Origin of the sequence: Corynebacterium sp. HMSC034B08 (genome assembly GCF_001835805.1) — a bacterium.
GTDB classification, from domain to species: Bacteria; Actinomycetota; Actinomycetes; order Mycobacteriales; family Mycobacteriaceae; genus Corynebacterium; species Corynebacterium coyleae.
The window spans coordinates 18,599-36,775 of the sequence record NZ_KV825976.1; the positions used below are offsets into that span (position 1 = coordinate 18,599).

Below are 18,177 nucleotides of genomic sequence, written 5' to 3' on the forward strand. Positions count from 1 at the left end.
CCAACGTGCGTGCCGCTGCCTCAATCGCCCGATACCCACCTTCGACCTCAAGTAAGGCAAGGCGCAGCGCCCACCGCTGGGACGCATCTTTCACCGGTGCGATACGCCGCTCGATCAACACCAGCTCGTCGAGGGAGAAACCCCGCGCTAAAGAACTGGCTGTCTTTTGCTTGCGCGTGAACTTGGTGCGCCCGAAGTACACATCCCGCAGCCGCGCCCAGGCTCGCGCACGATCGGGTGCAAAGCCCGAGGCGAGTGCAACCTCAAGGTCGAAGTCAGCCAGCGTCTCTAACGCTGCGGCCGACATCGCCTGCACTAACACCTCGAACGAATTCATGCCCAAGACGCTAGACCAAACCCGCAACCCACCTCTGCGAGCCTGTGAAATTTACAAAAACGCCCCTGTGGATAACCCCTAAGGCACCTGGTAGGCGAGGTCGCGGGCGTCGGTGACGAGCATCTTCCCCGGCGCGTGGCAGATCGCCAGATCGGGCTTCGACGACATAACGATCGACTGCGGCGTGACCCCACACGCCCAGAACACCGGCACGGTGCCCGCGGGGATGTCCACGGCGGAGCCGAAGTCGGGCGTATCAAGGTCGTCGATACCGATCGCGGCCGGATCCCCCACATGCACGGGCGCACCATGCACGGCCGGGTAACGCGACGTGATCCGCACCGCATCAGCCACCTGCGACGCAGGAATCGGCCGCATGGAGACGACCATCTTGCCGGAAAACACCCCGGCAGGTTCGCAGTCGATGTTGGTCATATACATCGGCACGTTGCGCCCCTGCTCGATGTGCGCGACGGGAACCCCGTTGTCCAGCAGCGCCGCCTCGAAGGTGAAGGAGCAGCCGATGAGAAACGCGACGGTGTTGTCGGTCCAGTATTCGGTGGCGTTGAGGGGTTCGTCGATAAGCGAGCCGTCCTTGAACACGCGGTAGGCGGGAATGTCGGTGCGAATATCGCCACCCTCGAGTAGCGACGACGCCACCTGCCCCGGCTCCAACACCCCCAGGATCGGGCACGGCTTCGGGTTGCGCTGCGCGAACAGCAGGAAATCGAACGCGTACTTCTTATCCAGCGCGATCAGGTTGGCTTGGGCGTAACCAGCGGAAAAGCCCGCCGTTGTCGGCACCTCGGTGGTGCGGAACAACGCGCGGGCTTGCGCTGGGGTCATAGAGGCGGGCTGCATGCCCTTCAGACTACGCCCACAACTTCGGCAGGGTGCTGATCGAGCTCCAGCCCATCCAGGCGCAACCAACCAGCGTGATCGCACCGACGATGAGCATCCACATCGGGGGCTTGTAGCCACGCAGCAGGTCCTTGCGGAAGAAACCGACGTAGAGGACGACGGCGAAACCGATCGGCAGGATCAGACCGTTGAAGGCGCCTGCGAAGATGAGGAGCTTCTGCGGTGCAGAGCCAACGAACAGGTAGATAACGGTGGAGATGACGATGAAGCCGACCGTGAGCCAGCCGCGCTTCTTCGGGTCGAAGCCCTGCTTGGTCAAAAACGAGATCGAGGTGAACGATGCGCCGATGACCGAGGACAGGCCCGCAGCCCACAGGACGAGGCCGAACATGCGACGGCCGATGTCGCCTGCGGCTTGGTAGAAGACGTCTGCGGCGGTGTTGTCCTTAGACAGAGCAACGCCCGTTGCGACGACACCAAGCACCGCGAGGAACAACAGCACGCGCATGATACCAGTGACGATGATGCCGGTGACCGAGGAGCGGGAGATGTAGTCGAGGTTTTCGGGGCCGGTGTGGCCGGCGTCGATAATCCTGTGCACGCCGGCGAACACGATGTAGCCGCCGACGGAACCGCCGATGAGTGTGGTGATGACCTTGAAATCCACGGCGTCCGGGGCGACGGACTGGCGCATCGCCTCCGCTACTGGCGGGTTTGAGGAGATGGCGACGTAGAGCATGAGCAGGATCATCAGTGCGCCGAGGATGCCGACGAGGACGTCGAGGGCGGCACCCGCGCGCTTCCAGAGGAACACGCAGATGGCGATGATGGCGGAGATGGCGCCACCGATCTTCGGGTCGACGGTGTCGCCGGTAAGCGCTTGGACGCCGAGGCCGGTGCCGGCAATGTTGCCGATGTTAAAGACGAGTCCGCCGATGCCGACGAGGATGGCCAAGAACCAGCCGAGGCCCGGCAGCACCTCGTTGGCGAGCTCGCTGGCGCGCAGGCCGGAGACACCGAGGATGCGCCAGACGTTCAACTGGATGACGATGTCCACGATGATGGACAGCAGGATGGCAAACGCGAATGCCGCGCCCATCTGCACGGTGAATACGGAGGTTTGGGTGAGGAAGCCCGGCCCGATGGCGGAGGTGGCCATCAGGAAGATGGCGCCGACCATGGGGCCGATGCCTCGTGCCGCTGCTGGCGGCTTGGTGGGTACGTCGGCTGCGGTTGAGCCGCCGGTGTTGGGGTTTGGAGCGGTCACGGGGGCACTCCTTTCAATGACGGGAATGTGACGTGGGTGATATTAGGGCATAAAAGCGCCCTGGGTGACACCTCGTCACACATCGTCACACCCGGGTTACCCCTAGTCGACTTTGAATTCCGCCATCTTGTCCCATTCGGTCTTGCCTTCGATGAGGGTGTTGATGATGGTCGGGGTTTCCTTCAGGATCGTCGGGAAGAATTCCTGCGCGGCCTTGAAGTGGTCGGAGTTGACGTGGGCTTCGGCGGCGTCGTCGTGGAATGCTTCGATGAGCAGGTATTCGTCGGGGTTGTCTTCGTTGCGGTACCAGTCGAAGAAGATGTTGCCTTCTTCGGCGCGGGAGGCGTCGGTGAAGTCTTTGACCAGTTCGCGGAAGTTCTCGACGTGTTCGGGCAGGGGCTTGAATCGTACGTTGATCAGAATCATGCGCCCCACCCTACGCGGAGTTAGCTTTCAAGCTGCTCGCCGAGTTCGAGCCATTCCATTTCGAGTTCCTCGCGGGTGTTTTTGGCGGCGTTGAGTTCTTTGGTTTTGGCGCCGATGGCGTCGAAGTCGCCGGCCCCGGACAGTGCGGTGATCTCGGCTTCGAGTGCTTCTGCCCGCTCGCTTTCCTTCGCGATCTTGCGCTCCAGAGACTTCATCTGCTTTTGGATCTCGCGCTCTTCCTGCGAACTGAGACCCTTTTGCTTGTCGACGACCTCCTGCCCCCGCTCCCCCAAATCCAACGGTCCGGTCGCGGTGTCCTCGGCGGCGCGGCGGTCCAGGTACTGCTGGATACCGCCAGGCAGGTTGGTTAAGGTGCCGTCGCCGAACAGGGCGTAGGTGGTGTCCGCGATGCGTTCGATGAGGTAGCGGTCGTGGGAGATCACCACGAGCGTGCCTGGCCAGGAGTCGAGGAGGTTTTCTAACTCTTGGAGGGTGTCGATGTCGAGGTCGTTGGTGGGCTCGTCGAGAAGCAAGATGTTCGGCTCGGCCATGAGCACGCGCGTGAGTTGGAGGCGACGGCGTTCGCCGCCGGAGAGGTCGCGCACGGGGGTGCGTTGGCGTTTCGGGGAGAAGCCGAGGCGTTCGGCGAGTTGGGAGGCGGACATTTCGCGTTTGCCGAATTGGATGTAGGTGGCCACGTCTTCGACGGCGTCGATGACGCGGCGTTCCGGGTCGAGGTCGTCGAGTTCTTGGCGCAGCCAGCCGATGCGTGCGGTTTGGCCTTCGATGCGTTTACCGGCGGCGAGTGGGTATTCGCCGGCGAGGGTGCGCAGGAGGGTGGTTTTGCCGGAGCCGTTCACGCCGACAAGCCCGATGCGCTCGCCTGGGGCGAGGCGCCAGGTGAGGTGGTCGACGAGCGTGCGGCCGTCGGGGGCGTCGATGCGTGCGTCTTCGAGTTCGATGACGACACGGCCTTGGCGTTGCTTGGAAAACGCCATGAGTTCGACGGTGTCGCGCGGCGGCGGGACGTCTTTGATCAGGGCTTCTGCGGCTTCGATGCGGTAGCGCGGCTTCGATGTGCGTGCGGGTGCGCCGCGGCGTAGCCACGCGAGTTCCTTGCGGGCGAGGTTTTGGCGGCGCTGCTCGATGGCGTCGGCCTGGCGGGCACGTTCGGCGCGCGCGAAGGTCCAGTCGTTGTAGCCACCTTCGTAGACATCGACGGTGCCGTCGTGGACTTCCCAGGTCAGGGTGGCCACGGTGTCGAGGAACCAGCGATCGTGCGTGACGACGACCACCGCCACCTTGCGCGACAACAAATGGTCAGCGAGCCACTGCACGCCTTCGACGTCGAGGTGGTTGGTTGGCTCGTCGAGCACGACCAGGTCGAGGTCCTGCACGAGTGCCGCGGCGAGGTTCACGCGGCGACGCTCGCCACCAGAGAGGTTGCCTACCGGGGTGTCCAGGCCGAGCTCGGCCACACCGGTGCCTTGAAGGACCTCGCGCACCTTGGCGTTAGAGGCCCACTCGAAGGTTTGCAGTCCGAGTGGTTCGACGACGGCTTGGCCGACGGTGAGGGTTTCGTCGAGGTCGAAACGCTGGGTGACCACTGCCATGCGCAGGCCCGAGTTGTGGGAGACGCGGCCCGCGTCGGGTTCCTCGATGCCGGTGAGCACTTCAAGCAGGGTGGTTTTGCCGCCGCCGTTGACGCCGACGATGCCGATGCGGTCGTTGGTTTGCACGCCGAGGGAGACACCGTCGAGCAGGGTTTTCAGCCCCCACGTTTTGGAGACGTTTTCAAGGTTGATCAGGTTAGCCATATCGGGTGCATAGTCTACGCACCCTGCCTAATCGGCGGTCTCGAGCACCGCGCCGTGGTCGGGTCCTTCGGCGACGAAGATCTCGTAGCCCTCGAATCGCTCCGCCAAGTGTTCGGCGACCCATTGGGCGTGCTCGAGGCTTTCGCACAGCACCGCGACCGTGGGCCCGGAGCCGGACACGATGGCGCGCAGGCCTGCTTCGTTGGCAGCGTCGATAAGCCGCTTGAGTTGCGGGCGCATCGACAGCGCTGCCGCGTCGAGGTCGTTGTGCAGCACCTCTGCCACCCGCGCCGCGTCGCCCGAGGTCAACGCCTGGGACAGGCCTGCGGTGTTGAGGTGTGGGACGAGGGCTGGGTTGCCGTGGCGGAGGTCGTCGAGAAGCGAAAATGCTCCGCCGGTGGAAATGCCCACCTTGGGGTTGACGAACACCCAGTTCAAACGGCCGCGCGACAGCATTTCGACGAGTTCATCACCCCGGCCGGTACCGAGTGCTGTGCCGCCCATGAGCGAAAACGGCACGTCGGCACCGAGCGACGCTGCCAACTCGTGCAACGTCTCAGCCGTAAGCGGCTCGCCGTGATCAGCCACGAGCGCGTTCGCGGCGACCAGTGCAGCGGCAGCGTCGGCGGAACCGCCCGCCATCCCGCCAGCGACGAAGACGTGCTTGGCCACCTCGATGTGAACCTCCGGAAGGGCGATCCCGGCACGCTCAGCAACTGCGTTGACCGCGCGCCACGCCAGGTTGGTTGGCCCGTCGATGCTCTCTTCCGGCTCGTCGACGTAAAACGTGGTCTGCATAGAGCGCACGATGGGGCCCTCCGTGAGCGTGTCAGAGGCGACGAGCGTGACCACTTCGCGGCGGTCCACGGCGTGGAAGACGCTGACCAGGTCGTGATAGCCGTCGGCGCGGGCCTCCCCTACTCCGAGGTGGAGGTTGACCTTGCCTGGTGCGGAGGCGACGTACTTACGCATGGCCTAACTGTACAAAGTCGGCCACGGTAAGTTTTTCACCACGCAGGCCTGGGTCGATTCCCGCTGCGCGAAGGGCCGCTTCGGCGTTTGCGGGCGAGCCGTAGATGCCCGCAAGTGTGGAGCGAAGCGTCTTGCGGCGTTGCGCGAAGGCGGCGTCCACGATCGGGAAGACGCGCTCGCGAAGTTCGCGCGGGTTGTCGTCGTTGACGTCGATGCGCACAAGCCCCGATTCGATGTTCGGCGCGGGCCAGAAGACGTGCTTGCCAATCGTGCCGGCGCGCGAGACGTCCCCGTAGAACGCAGCTTTGACACTCGGCACGCCGTAGATCTTGGAGCCGGGCACCGCGGCGAGGCGGTCGGCGACTTCCTTTTGCACCATGACCAGCACGCGCCTGATCGTGGGGAACTCCTCCAGCAGGTGCAACAGCACTGGCACGGAGACGTTGTACGGCAGGTTGGCTACCAGCGCTGTTGGCTCGACGTCGAGGTCGTCGCGGCGCACCTTCAGCGCGTCGGTGGTAATCACGGTGAGGCGTTCGGCGTACTCGGGCGCACGCGCCTGAACGGTTGCAGGCAGGCGCCCGGCGAGACGTGGGTCGATCTCAAGCGCGACGACCCGCGAAACCGTATCGACGAGCCCAAGCGTTAGCGACCCCAACCCCGGGCCAACCTCCACAACGACGTCGTCAGGCGAAAGCTCTGCGGCACCGACGATCATGCGCACGGTGTTCGGGTCGTGCAGAAAGTTCTGCCCCAGTTTCTTGGTAGGCGTGACGTCGAGTTCTGCCGCGAGTTCGCGGATCTCGGCCGGACCGAGCAGCTGCGCGCCGGCCATTTAGCGCAGGCCCAGACGGGCGGTGCAGGCAGGCCACGCGCCCCAGCCTTGGGCGGCTTGGGTGCGCTCGGCGATGGCGATCTGCTGTTCGCGGGTGGCCAGGTCGGCGGTCGGCGCGAAGGCGGTGCCGCCGTAGGCTGCCCAGGTGCCCGGGTTGAACTGCAGGCCACCGTGGTAGCCGTTGCCGGTGTTGATGGACCAGTTGCCGCCGGATTCGCAGGCTGCGATCGCGTCCCAGACGGAACCGTTAGCCACGGCAGGGGCTGCCGCGCCGGTGTTGCCCGTCTGCTTGGTGCCACGCGCGATGACGGCGGGCTTGCCCTTCTTGGTTTCCTTCTCCTCGGCAACGCCTTCGGATTCGACAACACCGTTGACGGTCACGGTGCGGTGGATGATCTGCTTTTCGCCCTGCACGCCTTCTTCGCGGACTTCTTCGGTGCCTTCGTCGAGGGTGTCGTCGTCAATGTATTCGGCGGGTTCTTCCACCGCGACGGTCTCTGGGCGGTCGATGGTGTTGACGCGGTCGAGGACGATTTCCATGCCCGGCACGATCGCGTCGGCGAGCGCATGGTTCAAACGGTCGTCGCTATCGAAGGTGACGCCACGCGCCGACAGCAGGTCGCCGACGGTTTTGGCGGCGGCGGAGACGTAGGTGAGGTTGCCGCCGTCGCGAAGTGCCACGATCTTCGGGGTGGTCACGTCCACGTTGAGGCCTTCGGTGACCGTCTCGTCGCGGTCGATGTCCACGCCCGCGGCGGAGGTAACGCCGGCTTCCTCGAGCAGTTCGCCGACGGTACTGGCGGTCGAGGTGATCTGCTGGGCAACACCGTCGACGACAACGGCGACCGGCTTGGCGGTGCGCACGGTGACGGTATCGCCACGCGAGATCTTCTCCCCCGGCGCTGGGTAGACAAGGTCCTGCGGGTCAACGTCAACGCCCGCGGACTGCAGTACGCCTGCGACGTCGGCGGCGTAGGTGCGGACGTTGGTTTCCTCACCGTTGACATCCACGGTGATTTGCTTCTGGGAAGCCAGCGCGGTGCCCGCGCCACCGACGAGCACGGCGCCGGCGACAGTGCCAACCGCGACGCGTTTTGCGGCGGAGTTCTTCGGGTTGATCCGCTTGATCTGACGAGACATGCGCGCTTCCTCCGAGGGGTTAACGTAAAGCAACTTCGGTAACAATACGGTAACGCCCGCCGGGACACAAGGACCGACGCGCACTAATGTTCCAGGTCACACCCCGCAGACGCGTGAAAACGTCTCACTGATATCACGTGCCACATCGGCCACATCCATGTTGCGGACTTCGGCCAACACCTTCGCGGTGTGGCCGATAAGCGATGGCTCGTTGCGCGCGCCGCGGAACGGCTCCGGCGTCATGTACGGCGCGTCCGTCTCCACCAACAACTGGCCGGCAGGCGCCAGGCGGGCGGCCTCGCGCAGTTCCTCGTTGCGCTTGAACGTGACGTTTCCCGCGAAGCTCAGTACGTAGCCACGCTCGATCGCCTCGCGTGCCACGTCCAGTGGCGAGGAGAAGCAGTGCAAGATGACGTGTTCGGGGCGCGGGGCGTCGTCGAGAATCCGCATGATCTCCGCATCACCCTCACGGTTGTGGATCATCAGCGCCTTGCCGGACTCGCAGGCCAGGTCGATGTGGAAGCGAAACGCCTCCTCCTGCACGTCCAGCGGTGCGGTGCGTTCCGCGTCGTGTTTGAGCCAGTACGTATCGATGCCGGTCTCCCCCACCGCCACGCAGCGCGCGTCGGCGGCCATGGTCTGTAGGCGGGCGCGGGCGTCGTCGTCAAGTTCATGCGCCCTGGTCGGGTGGATCGCGCACGCAGCAAACACGCGCTCGTTGAGATGTGCGGCCTGAAGCGCCAGTTCGGCTTCGTCGAGGCCGTCGCCGACGGTGCAGATGCGCTTGACCCCGGCAGCTACGGCACGCTGGACAAACGCGTCGATCTCTTCCGCGGTGCGCGCCCCGCAGGACGCGAGGTGCGTGTGTGCATCGACAAGACCTTCGATCGGTTCGGCGGGCACGGGAGTGGGACGTGGCTTCTTTTTGCTCATACGATGCACCCTATGGCATTTGAAGACATTGACTCAGCCACCCGCACCCAAATTGAGGCCGACCTGGCGGAAGCCGCCGGGCGTGGCATCAACGGTTCCCCGGCGGATATCGTCGCCTCGTTCGAGGAGGAACTTGCCGATTACCTGGCGCTTCCCCGCGATGTGCAGCGTGCATTTCCTCGCGGCGAAACCGCCCGCATCTACGGCACCGCACTCGGCGAGGCGCTCGTGCGGGAGGGCTTTTCTTGGCAATTGCTTATCGACGACTACGGCACCGATCTTGTCGTCGTCAAGAATCCCGGCGGCGCGGACGAGAAGTACACCGCCCCGCTCGTCGTCGTGGATCAGCGCTTTGAAGACGAAGAACCCGGCAAACTCACCGGGTTCCTCAACCAGTTTCTCTAGGCCTACTTCTGCACCGGCGCCCATTCGGGGCCGGTCTCACCAAGTTCAGGATCGAGCTTGGCAATCAACGGCTGCGGCTTAGCCAATTCGGTGCCCGGGGTGACCTCCACGCGCTGCCACACGGCCTGCTGCTGGGTGTAGTCACCGGTGATGGTCAGGTACTTCTGGCCCTTCTCCGGAAGGCCGACGCCGACGAGGTCGAAGTCGGCGTCGTCGACAATCTCCTCGATGCGCGGCTCAGCAGCCCACACACCACTGCGACCGAGAGTCTCGTGGACCTTCTGGGCGGTGTGCGGCAGGAACGGGGTGAGCATGGCGTTGCAATCGGACACCACCTGCAGCGCGGTCCACAGCACGGTGGCCAGACGCTCACGCTGGGACTCGTCCTTAGCCAGCTTCCACGGCTCCTGCTCGGCGATGTAGGCGTTCGCTTCACCAACGACGTGCATGATCTTGGTGATCGCGTTCTTGAACCGAGCCTCGCTCAGGTCCGCACCGGCGGTAGCAAAGGTTTCTTGCGCGAGGTTCAGGATGCGCTCGTCGGACGCCTCCAGCGGGCCCGGCGCGGGCACCTGTCCGAAGTTCTTGTGCGCCATTGACACGGTGCGGTTGACCAGGTTGCCCCAGCCGTTGGCCAGCTCGTTGTTCACGCGACGGACGAACTCGTCCCAGGTGAAGTCGGTGTCGTTGTTCTCCGGGCCTGCGACTGCGATGAAGTAGCGCAGCGGGTCCGGGCCGAACTCCTTGAGGAAGTCCTTGACGTAAATGACCACGCCCTTCGACGAGGAGAACTTCGAGCCCGACATGGTGAGGAACTCAGAAGAGACAACCTCGGTGGGCAGGTTGAGCTCGCCAAGACTGTGTACCTCGCCGCCCTTGGAGCCCTTGCCCGCGTAGCCAAGCAGCTCCGCCGGCCAGATCTGGGAGTGGAAGGTGATGTTGTCCTTGCCCATGAAGTAGTAGCCCTCGGTGGCTGGGTCCTGCCAGAAGTCCTTCCAGGCCTCCGGCTTGCCAATGTTGTGGGCCCACTCGATGGAGGCAGACAAGTAACCGACGACGGCGTCGAACCAGACGTAGAGCTTCTTCGACGGGTTGTCCTGCCAGCCCTCTACTGGGATCGGGATGCCCCAGTCGATGTCACGGGTCATGGCGCGCGGACGCATGTCCTCGAGCAGGTTCAGGGAGAACTTCAACACGTTCGGGCGCCAGTCCTCGCGGGTGGACAGCCACGCCTCGAGTGCGTCGTGGAGCGACGGCAGGTCGAGCATGTAGTGCTCAGTCTCGACGAACTCCGGGGTCTCGCCATTGATCTTGGATACCGGGTTGATCAGGTCTGCCGGGTCCAGCTGGTTGCCGCAGGTGTCGCATTGGTCACCGCGGGCATCGGTTGCGCCACAGATTGGGCAGGTGCCCTCGATGTAGCGGTCCGGCAGTGTGCGGCCCGTCGACGGGGAGATCGCCCCCTTGGTGGTTTCCTTCACCATGTAGCCGTTAGCGTCCAACCCGCGGAACAGTTCTTGGACCACCGCGTAGTGGTTGCGGGTGGTGGTGCGGGTAAACAGGTCGTAGGATAGGCCAAGGCCTGCGAGGTCTTCGACGATCTGCTTGTTGTAGCGGTCCGCTAATTCCTTGACGCTGACGCCTTCCTTATCCGCCTGGACCAACAGCGGGGTGCCGTGTTCGTCGGTGCCGGAGACCATAAGCACGTTCTTGCCGGACATTCGCTGGTAGCGGGCGAAGACATCGGAGGGGACGCCGAAGCCGGCGACGTGTCCGATGTGGCGCGGGCCGTTTGCGTACGGCCAGGCCACACACACAAGAACGTTCTGGGTGGAATCAGCAGCAGTCATGGCTCCCAGCATAAGTTATGGCCCCGCTAAGCAATGAAACTGCTCCGCGGGGCCAGCAACGAAGGTGCGAAACGCTACGCGTTAGTTCTTCGCGCGCGGCTTCAGCATCTTCTTCATTTGCTCGCGACGTGCGTCGAGTTGCGCTTGGTCGCGGTGCATGCGGCGCTCGATAGCCAGCTGGCGGGCGAAGCGCTCGTGTTCCTTCTTATCCAGGTAAATGGTGTCGTTGGACATGTCCTTCACAATCGCGAACATGAGCGCGATAAGGATGAACAGGAACGGTGTTGCGGCCACGATGGTGACGGACTGCAGAGAGTTCAGCGCGTCAGCACCACCGGAGATCAGCAGGGTCAGACCGACGAATGCGGTAGCCACGCCCCACATAGCGGCCAGCCACGGCTTGGCTTCGGTCTTGCCGGACTGGGTCATGGACGCCATCACGGTCGAGGCCGAGTCTGCGGAGGTAATAAAGAAGGTACCCAGCAGCAACAGGGCGAACACGCCGACAACGTAGCCGCCCGGCAGGGCGTGCAGCAGGTTGAACAGCTGTTCCTCGTTGGAGCCGCCGCCGACGATGGACTGGCCATCCTGCTCCATCTTGATGGCGGTGCCGCCGAAGATGGCGAACCATACGGTGGACAGGCCAGCCGGGACGAGCAGGACGCCGAGGCAGAACTCGCGCACGGTGCGGCCGCGGGAGATGCGAGCCAGGAACGTACCGACGAACGGCGACCAGGAGATCCACCACGCCCAGTAGAAGATGGTCCAGCCGGAGAGGAAGTCACCAGCCTGGCCGTCGGAGCTCTCTGCGGTGCGGGCTGCCATTTCGAAGAAGTTCTGCAGGTAGTTACCAAATGCGGTCGGCAGCATGTTCAGCTGCGCAACGGTCGGGCCGAAGACAAAGACGAAGATCGCCAGGATCGCGGCGATGACCATGTTGGCGTTAGACAGCCACTGGATGCCCTTGGACACGCCCGACATTGCGGACAGCAGGAACGCCAGGGTCAACACGGAGACAATACCGATAGTCAGCTTGGTGGATGGGTTGTCCACGAAGCCGGACGCCTCCAGGCCGGAGCTGATCTGCAGCGCGCCAAGGCCCAGGGAGCAGGCGGTGCCGAAGATGGTGGCGAACACAGCGAACGCATCAATGAGACGACCGAGCCAGCCGTCAGCACCCTTCTGTCCGATCAGCGGGATGAAAGCGCTCGACAGCAGCTGCTTGCGGCCAAGGCGGAACGTCGAATACGCAATGGCCAGGCCGAGAATGGCGTACACAGCCCACGGGTGCAGCGTCCAGTGGAACATGGTCTGTGCCATGGCAGCGCCTACTTCACGTTCGTTGTGGCCGGGTACGCCGTCGAGGTACATCGCCAGTGGTTCTGCGGCGCCGTAGAACATCAGGCCGATGCCCATGCCGGCGGCGAACATCATGGCGATCCATGACGTGGTCTTAAATTCTGGTCGCTCGTCTGCGGTGCCGAGGCGAATGGTGCCGAAGTTCGACGCCGCAATCACGATGACAAAAATGACAAAAATGGTGCCGCCGAGGACGAATGCCCAGCCCAGGTTGTCAATCACCCAGGTGAAGGCGGCATCGGCGAAGTTGGAAAAGCTGTCGGGGGCAGCCAGGCCCCAGCCGACAATTGCCGCGACAATAATGGCCAACGGAATGACAATGCCCCAGTTCACTGGGGCATCTTCTGCATCCGCGGCACGCTCCATGCGCTCTTCCGGGTCGACGTAGTCCGTCGCAACGCCGTCGCGGTCGGCGTCGAGCAGCGCAGCAAGTTCGCTGGCTGCAGAAGTTTCTTGGGGTGCGTATTGATCAGTGCTCTGCGTCTCCGCATCGGGATCGTGTGGATCCCTTTGTGAGTCTCGCTGAGACATACGGTTACTCCTTTGAAGTTTTCAGGTGTTTAAAAGTGCCCAAGCAGGCTAACGTAAATAACACCTTTGTGCTAACCGAGTTGTCGCGAGAACTTACTCAACCGCGCGCAGCGAGCGCGGCATCATACAGGTCCCCTACTTTCACGCCGTGCGCTTTGGCGACCTGTTTCGCAGCGTCCTTCATACGCTCGCCCTTCTCGACGAGCTCAAGCACCTTCCCCACCAAATCTTCCGCTTCCGGCTGCTCAGGCTCCCCGCCTTCGATCACAAGCGTGATCTCCCCGCGTACGCCGTCTGCTGCCCATTCGGCAAGTTCTGCAAGAGTGCCGCGCTTGACCTCTTCATAGGTTTTGGTCAGTTCCCGGCACACCGCGGCGCGGCGTGTACCGCCGAGGACGTCGGCGGCGTCGTCAAGCAACTGCGCGATGCGGTGCGGGGATTCGAAGCAGCAGACGGCGCGACGCTCGTCGATAAGGGATTCCAGCCAGGCCCGACGCGCACCGGCCTTGCGGGGCACGAAGCCGTCGAAGATGAAGTGGCCGACGTTGAGCCCGGACAGCGCAAGTGCCGTGGTTACCGCAGACGGGCCCGGGATACAGGTCACGGGGATGCCGGCGTCGTGGGCGGCGGCGACGATCGAATGCCCTGGGTCGGAAACAATCGGCATGCCGGCATCCGTGACGACGAGGACGGTGCCGGTGCGGGCGGCGTCGAGAAGCTCACGCGAGCGCGCGTCCTCATTGTGGTCGAAGTTGGACACCACGCGCCCGGTGATCTCCACACCGAGTGCCGCAGCCAGCGCGCGGGTGCGACGCGTATCCTCCGCGGCGACGATATCGGCCTGACCAAGGGCCTGCACGAGCCGTGGAGAGGCGTCCCCGATGTTGCCCAGCGGTGTGGCAGCGAGCACCACTCCGGTAGCTGGGAACTGGGTTTCACGATCATGCTCGGCGGACATAAGCCTGAAGCATACGCGTCAGGCGCTAGTATCTTCGTCCGTGACCACTATCGCGAGCACTTCCAACGCCACTCCGGCGCCAGACGAACCAGGCGCGGCGCGCAAAGTCCGCCCGAGCCGACCGGCCCCCACGGCACCCGTATCGGTGCCGTGGACACGCCGCGACACCATCGCCGCCAGCGTGATCGGTGTCCTCGCGCTGTTTACCAGGTTCCTGGGGCTGACCCAGCCGACCAGTTCCGGCACCCCGGTCTTCGACGAGAAGCACTACGTGCCGCAGGGCTGGGACATGGTGCGTAGCTCCTTTAACCCCGTGCTCGGCGGCATTGAGTCGAACCCGGGCTACGGTCTTGTCGTGCACCCGCCGCTGGGCAAGCAGCTGCTGGCGCTCGGTGAAACCATCTTCGGCTACACGCCTTTGGGTTGGCGCATCATCACCGCACTGTTTGGCACCGCGGTGATCGTGTTCGTGTTCCTCATCGCGCGCCGCGTGAGCCAGTCCACCTCTATCGGTGTGGTCGCGGGCATCATCGCGCTTTTCGACGGCGTCCTGCTCGTCGCCGCCAAATTCGGCATGCTGGATATCTTCCAGGTCCTGTTTATCGTCATTGCCGCCTGGACGCTCGCCGGCGACATGCGCGAGGTGCACCACCGCTGGCACGATGCCTGGCTGGCCGGCAAGTTGGACGGCACCGGCCCGTTCGGCCCACGGATGGGCTTCCGCTGGTGGCGCTTCGCCACCGGTGTCGCCCTTGGTCTTGCGCTGTCGGTGAAGTGGTCAGGCCTGTACTACATCATGTTCTTCGGCCTGCTGTCGTCGTTCTGGGACCTCTACCTGCGCCGCCGCTACGGCGTGGAAAAGCCGGTCGCTGGCACCTTGCTTCGCGACGTCCCAGCCGCACTCGCCTCGATCGTGCTCATCCCGGCACTGCTCTACATCTGGTCCTGGCGCGCCTGGTTCGCATCCGAGACCTCTGTGTACCGCCACTCGCTTGCCGACGGCACCATCGCCGGCTCCGACTGGCCCTGGCTGACAAACCTGCCCGATTCCGTCGCTGGCTGGCTGTACTACCACTTCTCCGTCCTGAACTTCCACGCATCCCTGACCTCCTCGAGTGGGCACTCTCACCCGTGGGATTCCAAGCCGTGGGCATGGCTCGTCTCTGCGCGCCCGATCCTCTACTACTCCGCCACTGACTTGGAGTGCAAGGTCGCCCCGGGCGATGGCACCTGCCGCGAGATGATTTACATGTTCGGCACCCCTGCCATCTGGTGGCTCACCGTGCCAGTCCTGCTCTGGGCGTGCTGGGTCTGGCTGACCCGCAAGGACTTCCGCGTCATCGTTCCGGTGATCGCCTTCGCCGCCGGTTTCCTCCCGTGGCTGGCTGCATTCGACCGCCAGATGTACTTCTTCTACGCCACTGCTCTCGTGCCGTTTACGGCGGTGCTGCTTGCACTGGCGGTGGGCAACCTTGCGAAGAAGGGCGGACCCGTGACGTGGAGTTGGGTCAACAAGGTCGCAGGCTTTGAGATGCGCTGGGGCCAACTCGCTGCCGTGGTCTACATCGCCTTGGTCGCGGCAAGCTTCTTCTACTGGTCCCCGATCTTCTACGGCATGCGCATCCCGGATTCCTACTACGAATCCCTCATGTGGCTGCCGAGCTGGAAATAACCAGCTGGAAATAACTACAACGGGTTGGCGCCGAGAATGCGCCACGCTCGGCGCACTTCCCCGCCGCGGTCCGCGAACCACGTCCACACCAGCGCGATCACGCTGACAAACGGGATGAATACCGCGGCGGGTTCAAACTCACCCGCGCCAAGGACCGCGTCGCGCACCGCGAAGCCGACCGTGAAGGTGAACATCGACCCCACGATCAGCAGCACGCCCGGGATCTGACGCGGCTTCCACGCCGTAAACGCCAGCGCGAGCGCCACACCGAGGCGTACAGACGCGCTAGACGCCACCACCGGTTCTTCCCCACCGGCAACGATAAGGCTGATGGCCCACAGCACCCACGCCACCGCCATAGCGAAAAGCAGGGTGCGCCCGATGGCAAGGCCGAATGCGCGCCGTTGCGAGAGCTTGCGCCACTCGTCGTCCACGCTCGCCAGGATCACCTCTGACAGGTCCTGCGGCGGAGCCATCGCGGGACGCTCCTGCGGCACGAACTCATGGGAGAGCACCAGGGCCTGGTCGAGGAAGGCCTGGCACTCATCACAGCTCGCCAGGTGTGCGTCGACGACGGCGTCGTCGAGACCGGCCGGTTCGCCGTCGATACGCGCAGACAGCGCTGCCTGAACTTCCTCGTGGCTAAGCACGCGTTAACACCCCATCCAAACTCGCACGACCGGTGCCGAACACGATGATGATAAACAACGCCGCAGCTAGCACCAGCGGGTACTCGATCCCGGCGTTTTCCACGAAGAACCCGTTATCCAGGTGCACGAAATACCCCGCAGCGAGCACGAGCAGCGCCAGCACCGACGCGACGATTGTGGTGAGCAGCCCCACTGCCAAAAACGCCCCACCGATAAGTTCAGCGGTACCAGTCAGGTATGCGGACAGTTGTGGCTGCGGCACCCCGAGTGCCGCGAAATCGCGCCCGGTTTGCGCCATGCCGGTGTCAAACCAGTGCTGAAACCCGCGGGCGACAAATACGGTGCCGAGGACAAGACGCAAAAGGAGCAGCGCAAAGTCACGTACGGCAGGCCTATTCATGCCAACGAGCGTACCCGTGGAACCAAACGGGGTAGAAACGAGTCCAATAGTTATGAGTGAAAACAAGATGAACGAAACTGACCAACTTCCAGACACCGTCGGTTGGCCCGTCGTCGGCGAAGACGGCCGTGCCCGCCCGCCGTGGGCCGCAACCGATCCCCTACTGCGCAACTACTACGACTCCGAATGGGGCGACCCCGTACGCGACGAGCGGGGCATGTTTGAACGCGTCTGCCTCGAGGGCTTCCAGGTGGGCTTGTCGTGGCGGTTGATCCTGCAAAAGCGCGATGCGTTCCGCGACGCCTTCGCAAACTTCGACCCGGAGGTGGTCGCGGGCATGAGCATTGAGCATTTGCTTGACGACGACACCTTGATCCGCAACCGCCGCAAACTCCAAGCCGCCGTGACCAACGCCAAGGCAACACTTGCCCTGCGCGAGGAGGGCACGCACCTGGGCGACTTCATCTGGTCCTACAAGCCGGAAACAACCCCTGCCCCGCGCACGATGGCGGAAGTCCCGACACAATCCGACGAGTCTGCACAGTTAGCCAAGGATTTGAAGAAGCGGGGGTTCACCTTCGTGGGACCGGTGACCATGTACGCGCTGATGGAGTCCACCGGCATTTTGGACACGAACCTCATCGGCACGTGGAAGCGTGGCAGATCCGGAGTGTGGGACTAGTCGTCGTCCATTTCGGCGAAGGCGTCCTCGACCGAGTCGTACTCCTCACGGGAGGCCTCCCACACTTCCTTCGCCGCCGAAAAGTTCACCGCGGCGATGATCGCGCCGACGATGATGTCGAACCATGCGGTGTGCCACACGAAGGTCAGCAATCCCGCGACGATGATGAGCACGTTGGCCAACGCGTCGTTGCGTGCCGCGAGCCACGCGCCGGTGGCAAGCGACGAGCCTTCGTCGCGCAGCCGCAGCAGGATCACGGCACAGATCAGGTTGACCGCCAGCGCGCCGAGCGCAACACCGGTCAGCCCTTCCGGTGAGGGTGGCTCTGGGTTCAAAATCTTGACCACCACAGTCACCACGGCTGCCACCGCCGGGATCAAGATCAGGGCGGCGAGGACACTGCCGGCAGCGCGTCGCCTCGAAGCAGGCCATGCAACCGCAACAAACACGAGCAGGTTGATAGCGGTGTCTTCGAGGAAGTCGGCCGAGTCCGCAAACAATGATGCGGAACCAATCGATATCGCAGCGACGAACTCAACGAAGAAGTACGCGAGGTTCAGCAGCGCAACGATGAGCACTGCGCGGACACTGTGACCAATCCGGGTTAAGCGACAAAATGTGTGTCCGGAATCGTTGATTTTCATGCTCTGAACTCCGCGTTTGCGGAAAATATATGCTCCAAAAGCATATATTGGCCCTCTCTTGCGAAAATCCCCGGTGTGGCTGCCATGGTGTGCTACGGAGCGGTGGTTCGGTTGCCCAATGCCAAAGAACCGACCACGCTGCCATTGTGGCGGCGATATGAAACGAAACGGCACCACCAGCAACGGGACGACCCGGTGGCGGTGCAAAATCTGCGGTGCTTCACTGACCAAGCAGCGCAGCGATATCACCAACGCAGCCCTATTTCGTGCGTTCATCCAGCACCTGACCACCGGGACCAGTCTTGCGGCGATCGCCGGCAACATGAGCTGCTCGACACGTACGCTGCAGCGCAAATTCGATACCTTTTGGCTGGTTGACGTGCCTGATCCGACCATCGGACATGCAGGCAGGGTCTACGACCAGATCTTCATCGACGG

Annotated in this window: 17 protein-coding genes and 2 pseudogenes; 4 read left to right on the plus strand and 15 right to left on the minus strand. The window is 63.6% G+C overall.

Features of this window, described 5'->3' with window-relative positions; translation table 11 throughout:
• The 9 genes and pseudogenes from HMPREF2656_RS13195 to HMPREF2656_RS12225 all read right to left on the minus strand — a co-directional run.
• Positions 1-337 (minus strand): annotated as a pseudogene (locus HMPREF2656_RS13195) (HNH endonuclease); the annotation flags it as partial.
• A gap of 78 nt (positions 338-415) precedes the next feature.
• Entirely contained in the window at positions 416-1,198 is a 783-nt protein-coding gene (locus HMPREF2656_RS12190) for a putative hydro-lyase (RefSeq protein WP_070816915.1), read from the minus strand.
• A 10-nt stretch (positions 1,199-1,208) separates the two neighbouring features.
• Positions 1,209-2,378, minus strand: a complete 1,170-nt coding sequence (locus HMPREF2656_RS12195) for an NRAMP family divalent metal transporter (RefSeq protein WP_083319548.1) — start codon at positions 2,376-2,378, stop codon at positions 1,209-1,211.
• Positions 2,379-2,567: 189 nt separating this feature from the next.
• Positions 2,568-2,891 (minus strand): putative quinol monooxygenase, encoded by a 324-nt coding sequence (locus HMPREF2656_RS12200; RefSeq protein WP_070483654.1) that lies wholly within the window; start codon positions 2,889-2,891, stop codon positions 2,568-2,570.
• Between the two features lie 20 nt (positions 2,892-2,911).
• A complete protein-coding gene (locus HMPREF2656_RS12205) occupies positions 2,912-4,708 on the minus strand; it encodes an ABC-F family ATP-binding cassette domain-containing protein (protein WP_070816917.1) in 1,797 nt (598 codons plus the stop codon).
• A gap of 27 nt (positions 4,709-4,735) precedes the next feature.
• Positions 4,736-5,680, minus strand: a complete 945-nt coding sequence (locus HMPREF2656_RS12210; RefSeq protein WP_070816918.1) for a 4-(cytidine 5'-diphospho)-2-C-methyl-D-erythritol kinase — start codon at positions 5,678-5,680, stop codon at positions 4,736-4,738.
• Positions 5,673-6,515 carry a 16S rRNA (adenine(1518)-N(6)/adenine(1519)-N(6))-dimethyltransferase RsmA gene (rsmA, locus tag HMPREF2656_RS12215; protein WP_070614878.1) on the minus strand — a complete coding sequence of 281 codons (843 nt, stop codon included), beginning with the start codon at positions 6,513-6,515 and terminating at the stop codon, positions 5,673-5,675. Before rsmA ends, HMPREF2656_RS12210 begins: the two co-directional genes overlap by 8 nt.
• Positions 6,516-7,655, minus strand: a complete 1,140-nt coding sequence (locus HMPREF2656_RS12220; RefSeq protein ID WP_070421408.1) for a resuscitation-promoting factor — start codon at positions 7,653-7,655, stop codon at positions 6,516-6,518.
• Positions 7,656-7,751: 96 nt separating this feature from the next.
• Positions 7,752-8,588, minus strand: a complete 837-nt coding sequence (locus HMPREF2656_RS12225; RefSeq protein WP_070816919.1) for a TatD family hydrolase — start codon at positions 8,586-8,588, stop codon at positions 7,752-7,754.
• Positions 8,589-8,600: 12 nt separating this feature from the next.
• Between HMPREF2656_RS12225 and HMPREF2656_RS12230 the strand changes: the two genes are divergently transcribed.
• A complete protein-coding gene (locus tag HMPREF2656_RS12230; RefSeq protein WP_070771642.1) occupies positions 8,601-8,993 on the plus strand; it encodes a DUF3806 domain-containing protein in 393 nt (130 codons plus the stop codon).
• A gap of 2 nt (positions 8,994-8,995) precedes the next feature.
• Here HMPREF2656_RS12230 and metG read toward each other — a convergent pair whose 3' ends face one another.
• The 3 genes from metG to rsmI form a co-directional block, all read right to left on the minus strand.
• Positions 8,996-10,843, minus strand: a complete 1,848-nt coding sequence (metG, locus tag HMPREF2656_RS12235; RefSeq protein WP_246825167.1) for a methionine--tRNA ligase — start codon at positions 10,841-10,843, stop codon at positions 8,996-8,998.
• 81 nt (positions 10,844-10,924) lie between these two features.
• Positions 10,925-12,733, minus strand: a complete 1,809-nt coding sequence (locus HMPREF2656_RS12240) for a BCCT family transporter (RefSeq protein ID WP_083279308.1) — start codon at positions 12,731-12,733, stop codon at positions 10,925-10,927.
• A 97-nt stretch (positions 12,734-12,830) separates the two neighbouring features.
• Positions 12,831-13,691 carry a 16S rRNA (cytidine(1402)-2'-O)-methyltransferase gene (gene rsmI / locus HMPREF2656_RS12245; protein ID WP_070451758.1) on the minus strand — a complete coding sequence of 287 codons (861 nt, stop codon included), beginning with the start codon at positions 13,689-13,691 and terminating at the stop codon, positions 12,831-12,833.
• A 40-nt stretch (positions 13,692-13,731) separates the two neighbouring features.
• Here rsmI and HMPREF2656_RS12250 point away from each other — a divergent pair, with 40 nt between their 5' ends.
• Positions 13,732-15,363: a dolichyl-phosphate-mannose--protein mannosyltransferase gene (locus tag HMPREF2656_RS12250; protein WP_371440671.1), complete on the plus strand. Its 1,632-nt coding sequence runs from the start codon at positions 13,732-13,734 to the stop codon at positions 15,361-15,363.
• 14 nt (positions 15,364-15,377) lie between these two features.
• On the opposite strand, the gene HMPREF2656_RS12255 is transcribed toward HMPREF2656_RS12250, so the two are convergent.
• Positions 15,378-16,013, minus strand: a complete 636-nt coding sequence (locus HMPREF2656_RS12255; RefSeq protein ID WP_070483668.1) for a zf-HC2 domain-containing protein — start codon at positions 16,011-16,013, stop codon at positions 15,378-15,380.
• Complete coding sequence (locus HMPREF2656_RS12260; protein ID WP_070483670.1) at positions 16,006-16,413, minus strand: DoxX family protein; 408 nt, start codon at positions 16,411-16,413, stop codon at positions 16,006-16,008. Before HMPREF2656_RS12260 ends, HMPREF2656_RS12255 begins: the two co-directional genes overlap by 8 nt.
• Before the next feature lie 52 nt (positions 16,414-16,465).
• Here HMPREF2656_RS12260 and HMPREF2656_RS12265 point away from each other — a divergent pair, with 52 nt between their 5' ends.
• Positions 16,466-17,095, plus strand: coding sequence for a DNA-3-methyladenine glycosylase I (locus HMPREF2656_RS12265; RefSeq protein WP_246825168.1), 630 nt, complete (start codon positions 16,466-16,468; stop codon positions 17,093-17,095).
• On the opposite strand, the gene HMPREF2656_RS12270 is transcribed toward HMPREF2656_RS12265, so the two are convergent.
• Complete coding sequence (locus HMPREF2656_RS12270; protein WP_070816921.1) at positions 17,092-17,739, minus strand: cation efflux transmembrane domain-containing protein; 648 nt, start codon at positions 17,737-17,739, stop codon at positions 17,092-17,094. The two genes, HMPREF2656_RS12265 and HMPREF2656_RS12270, sit on opposite strands and share 4 nt — an antisense overlap.
• A gap of 118 nt (positions 17,740-17,857) precedes the next feature.
• On the opposite strand from HMPREF2656_RS12270, the pseudogene HMPREF2656_RS12275 reads away from it, so the two are divergent.
• A pseudogene (locus HMPREF2656_RS12275) lies at positions 17,858-18,177 on the plus strand (IS256 family transposase); the annotation flags it as partial.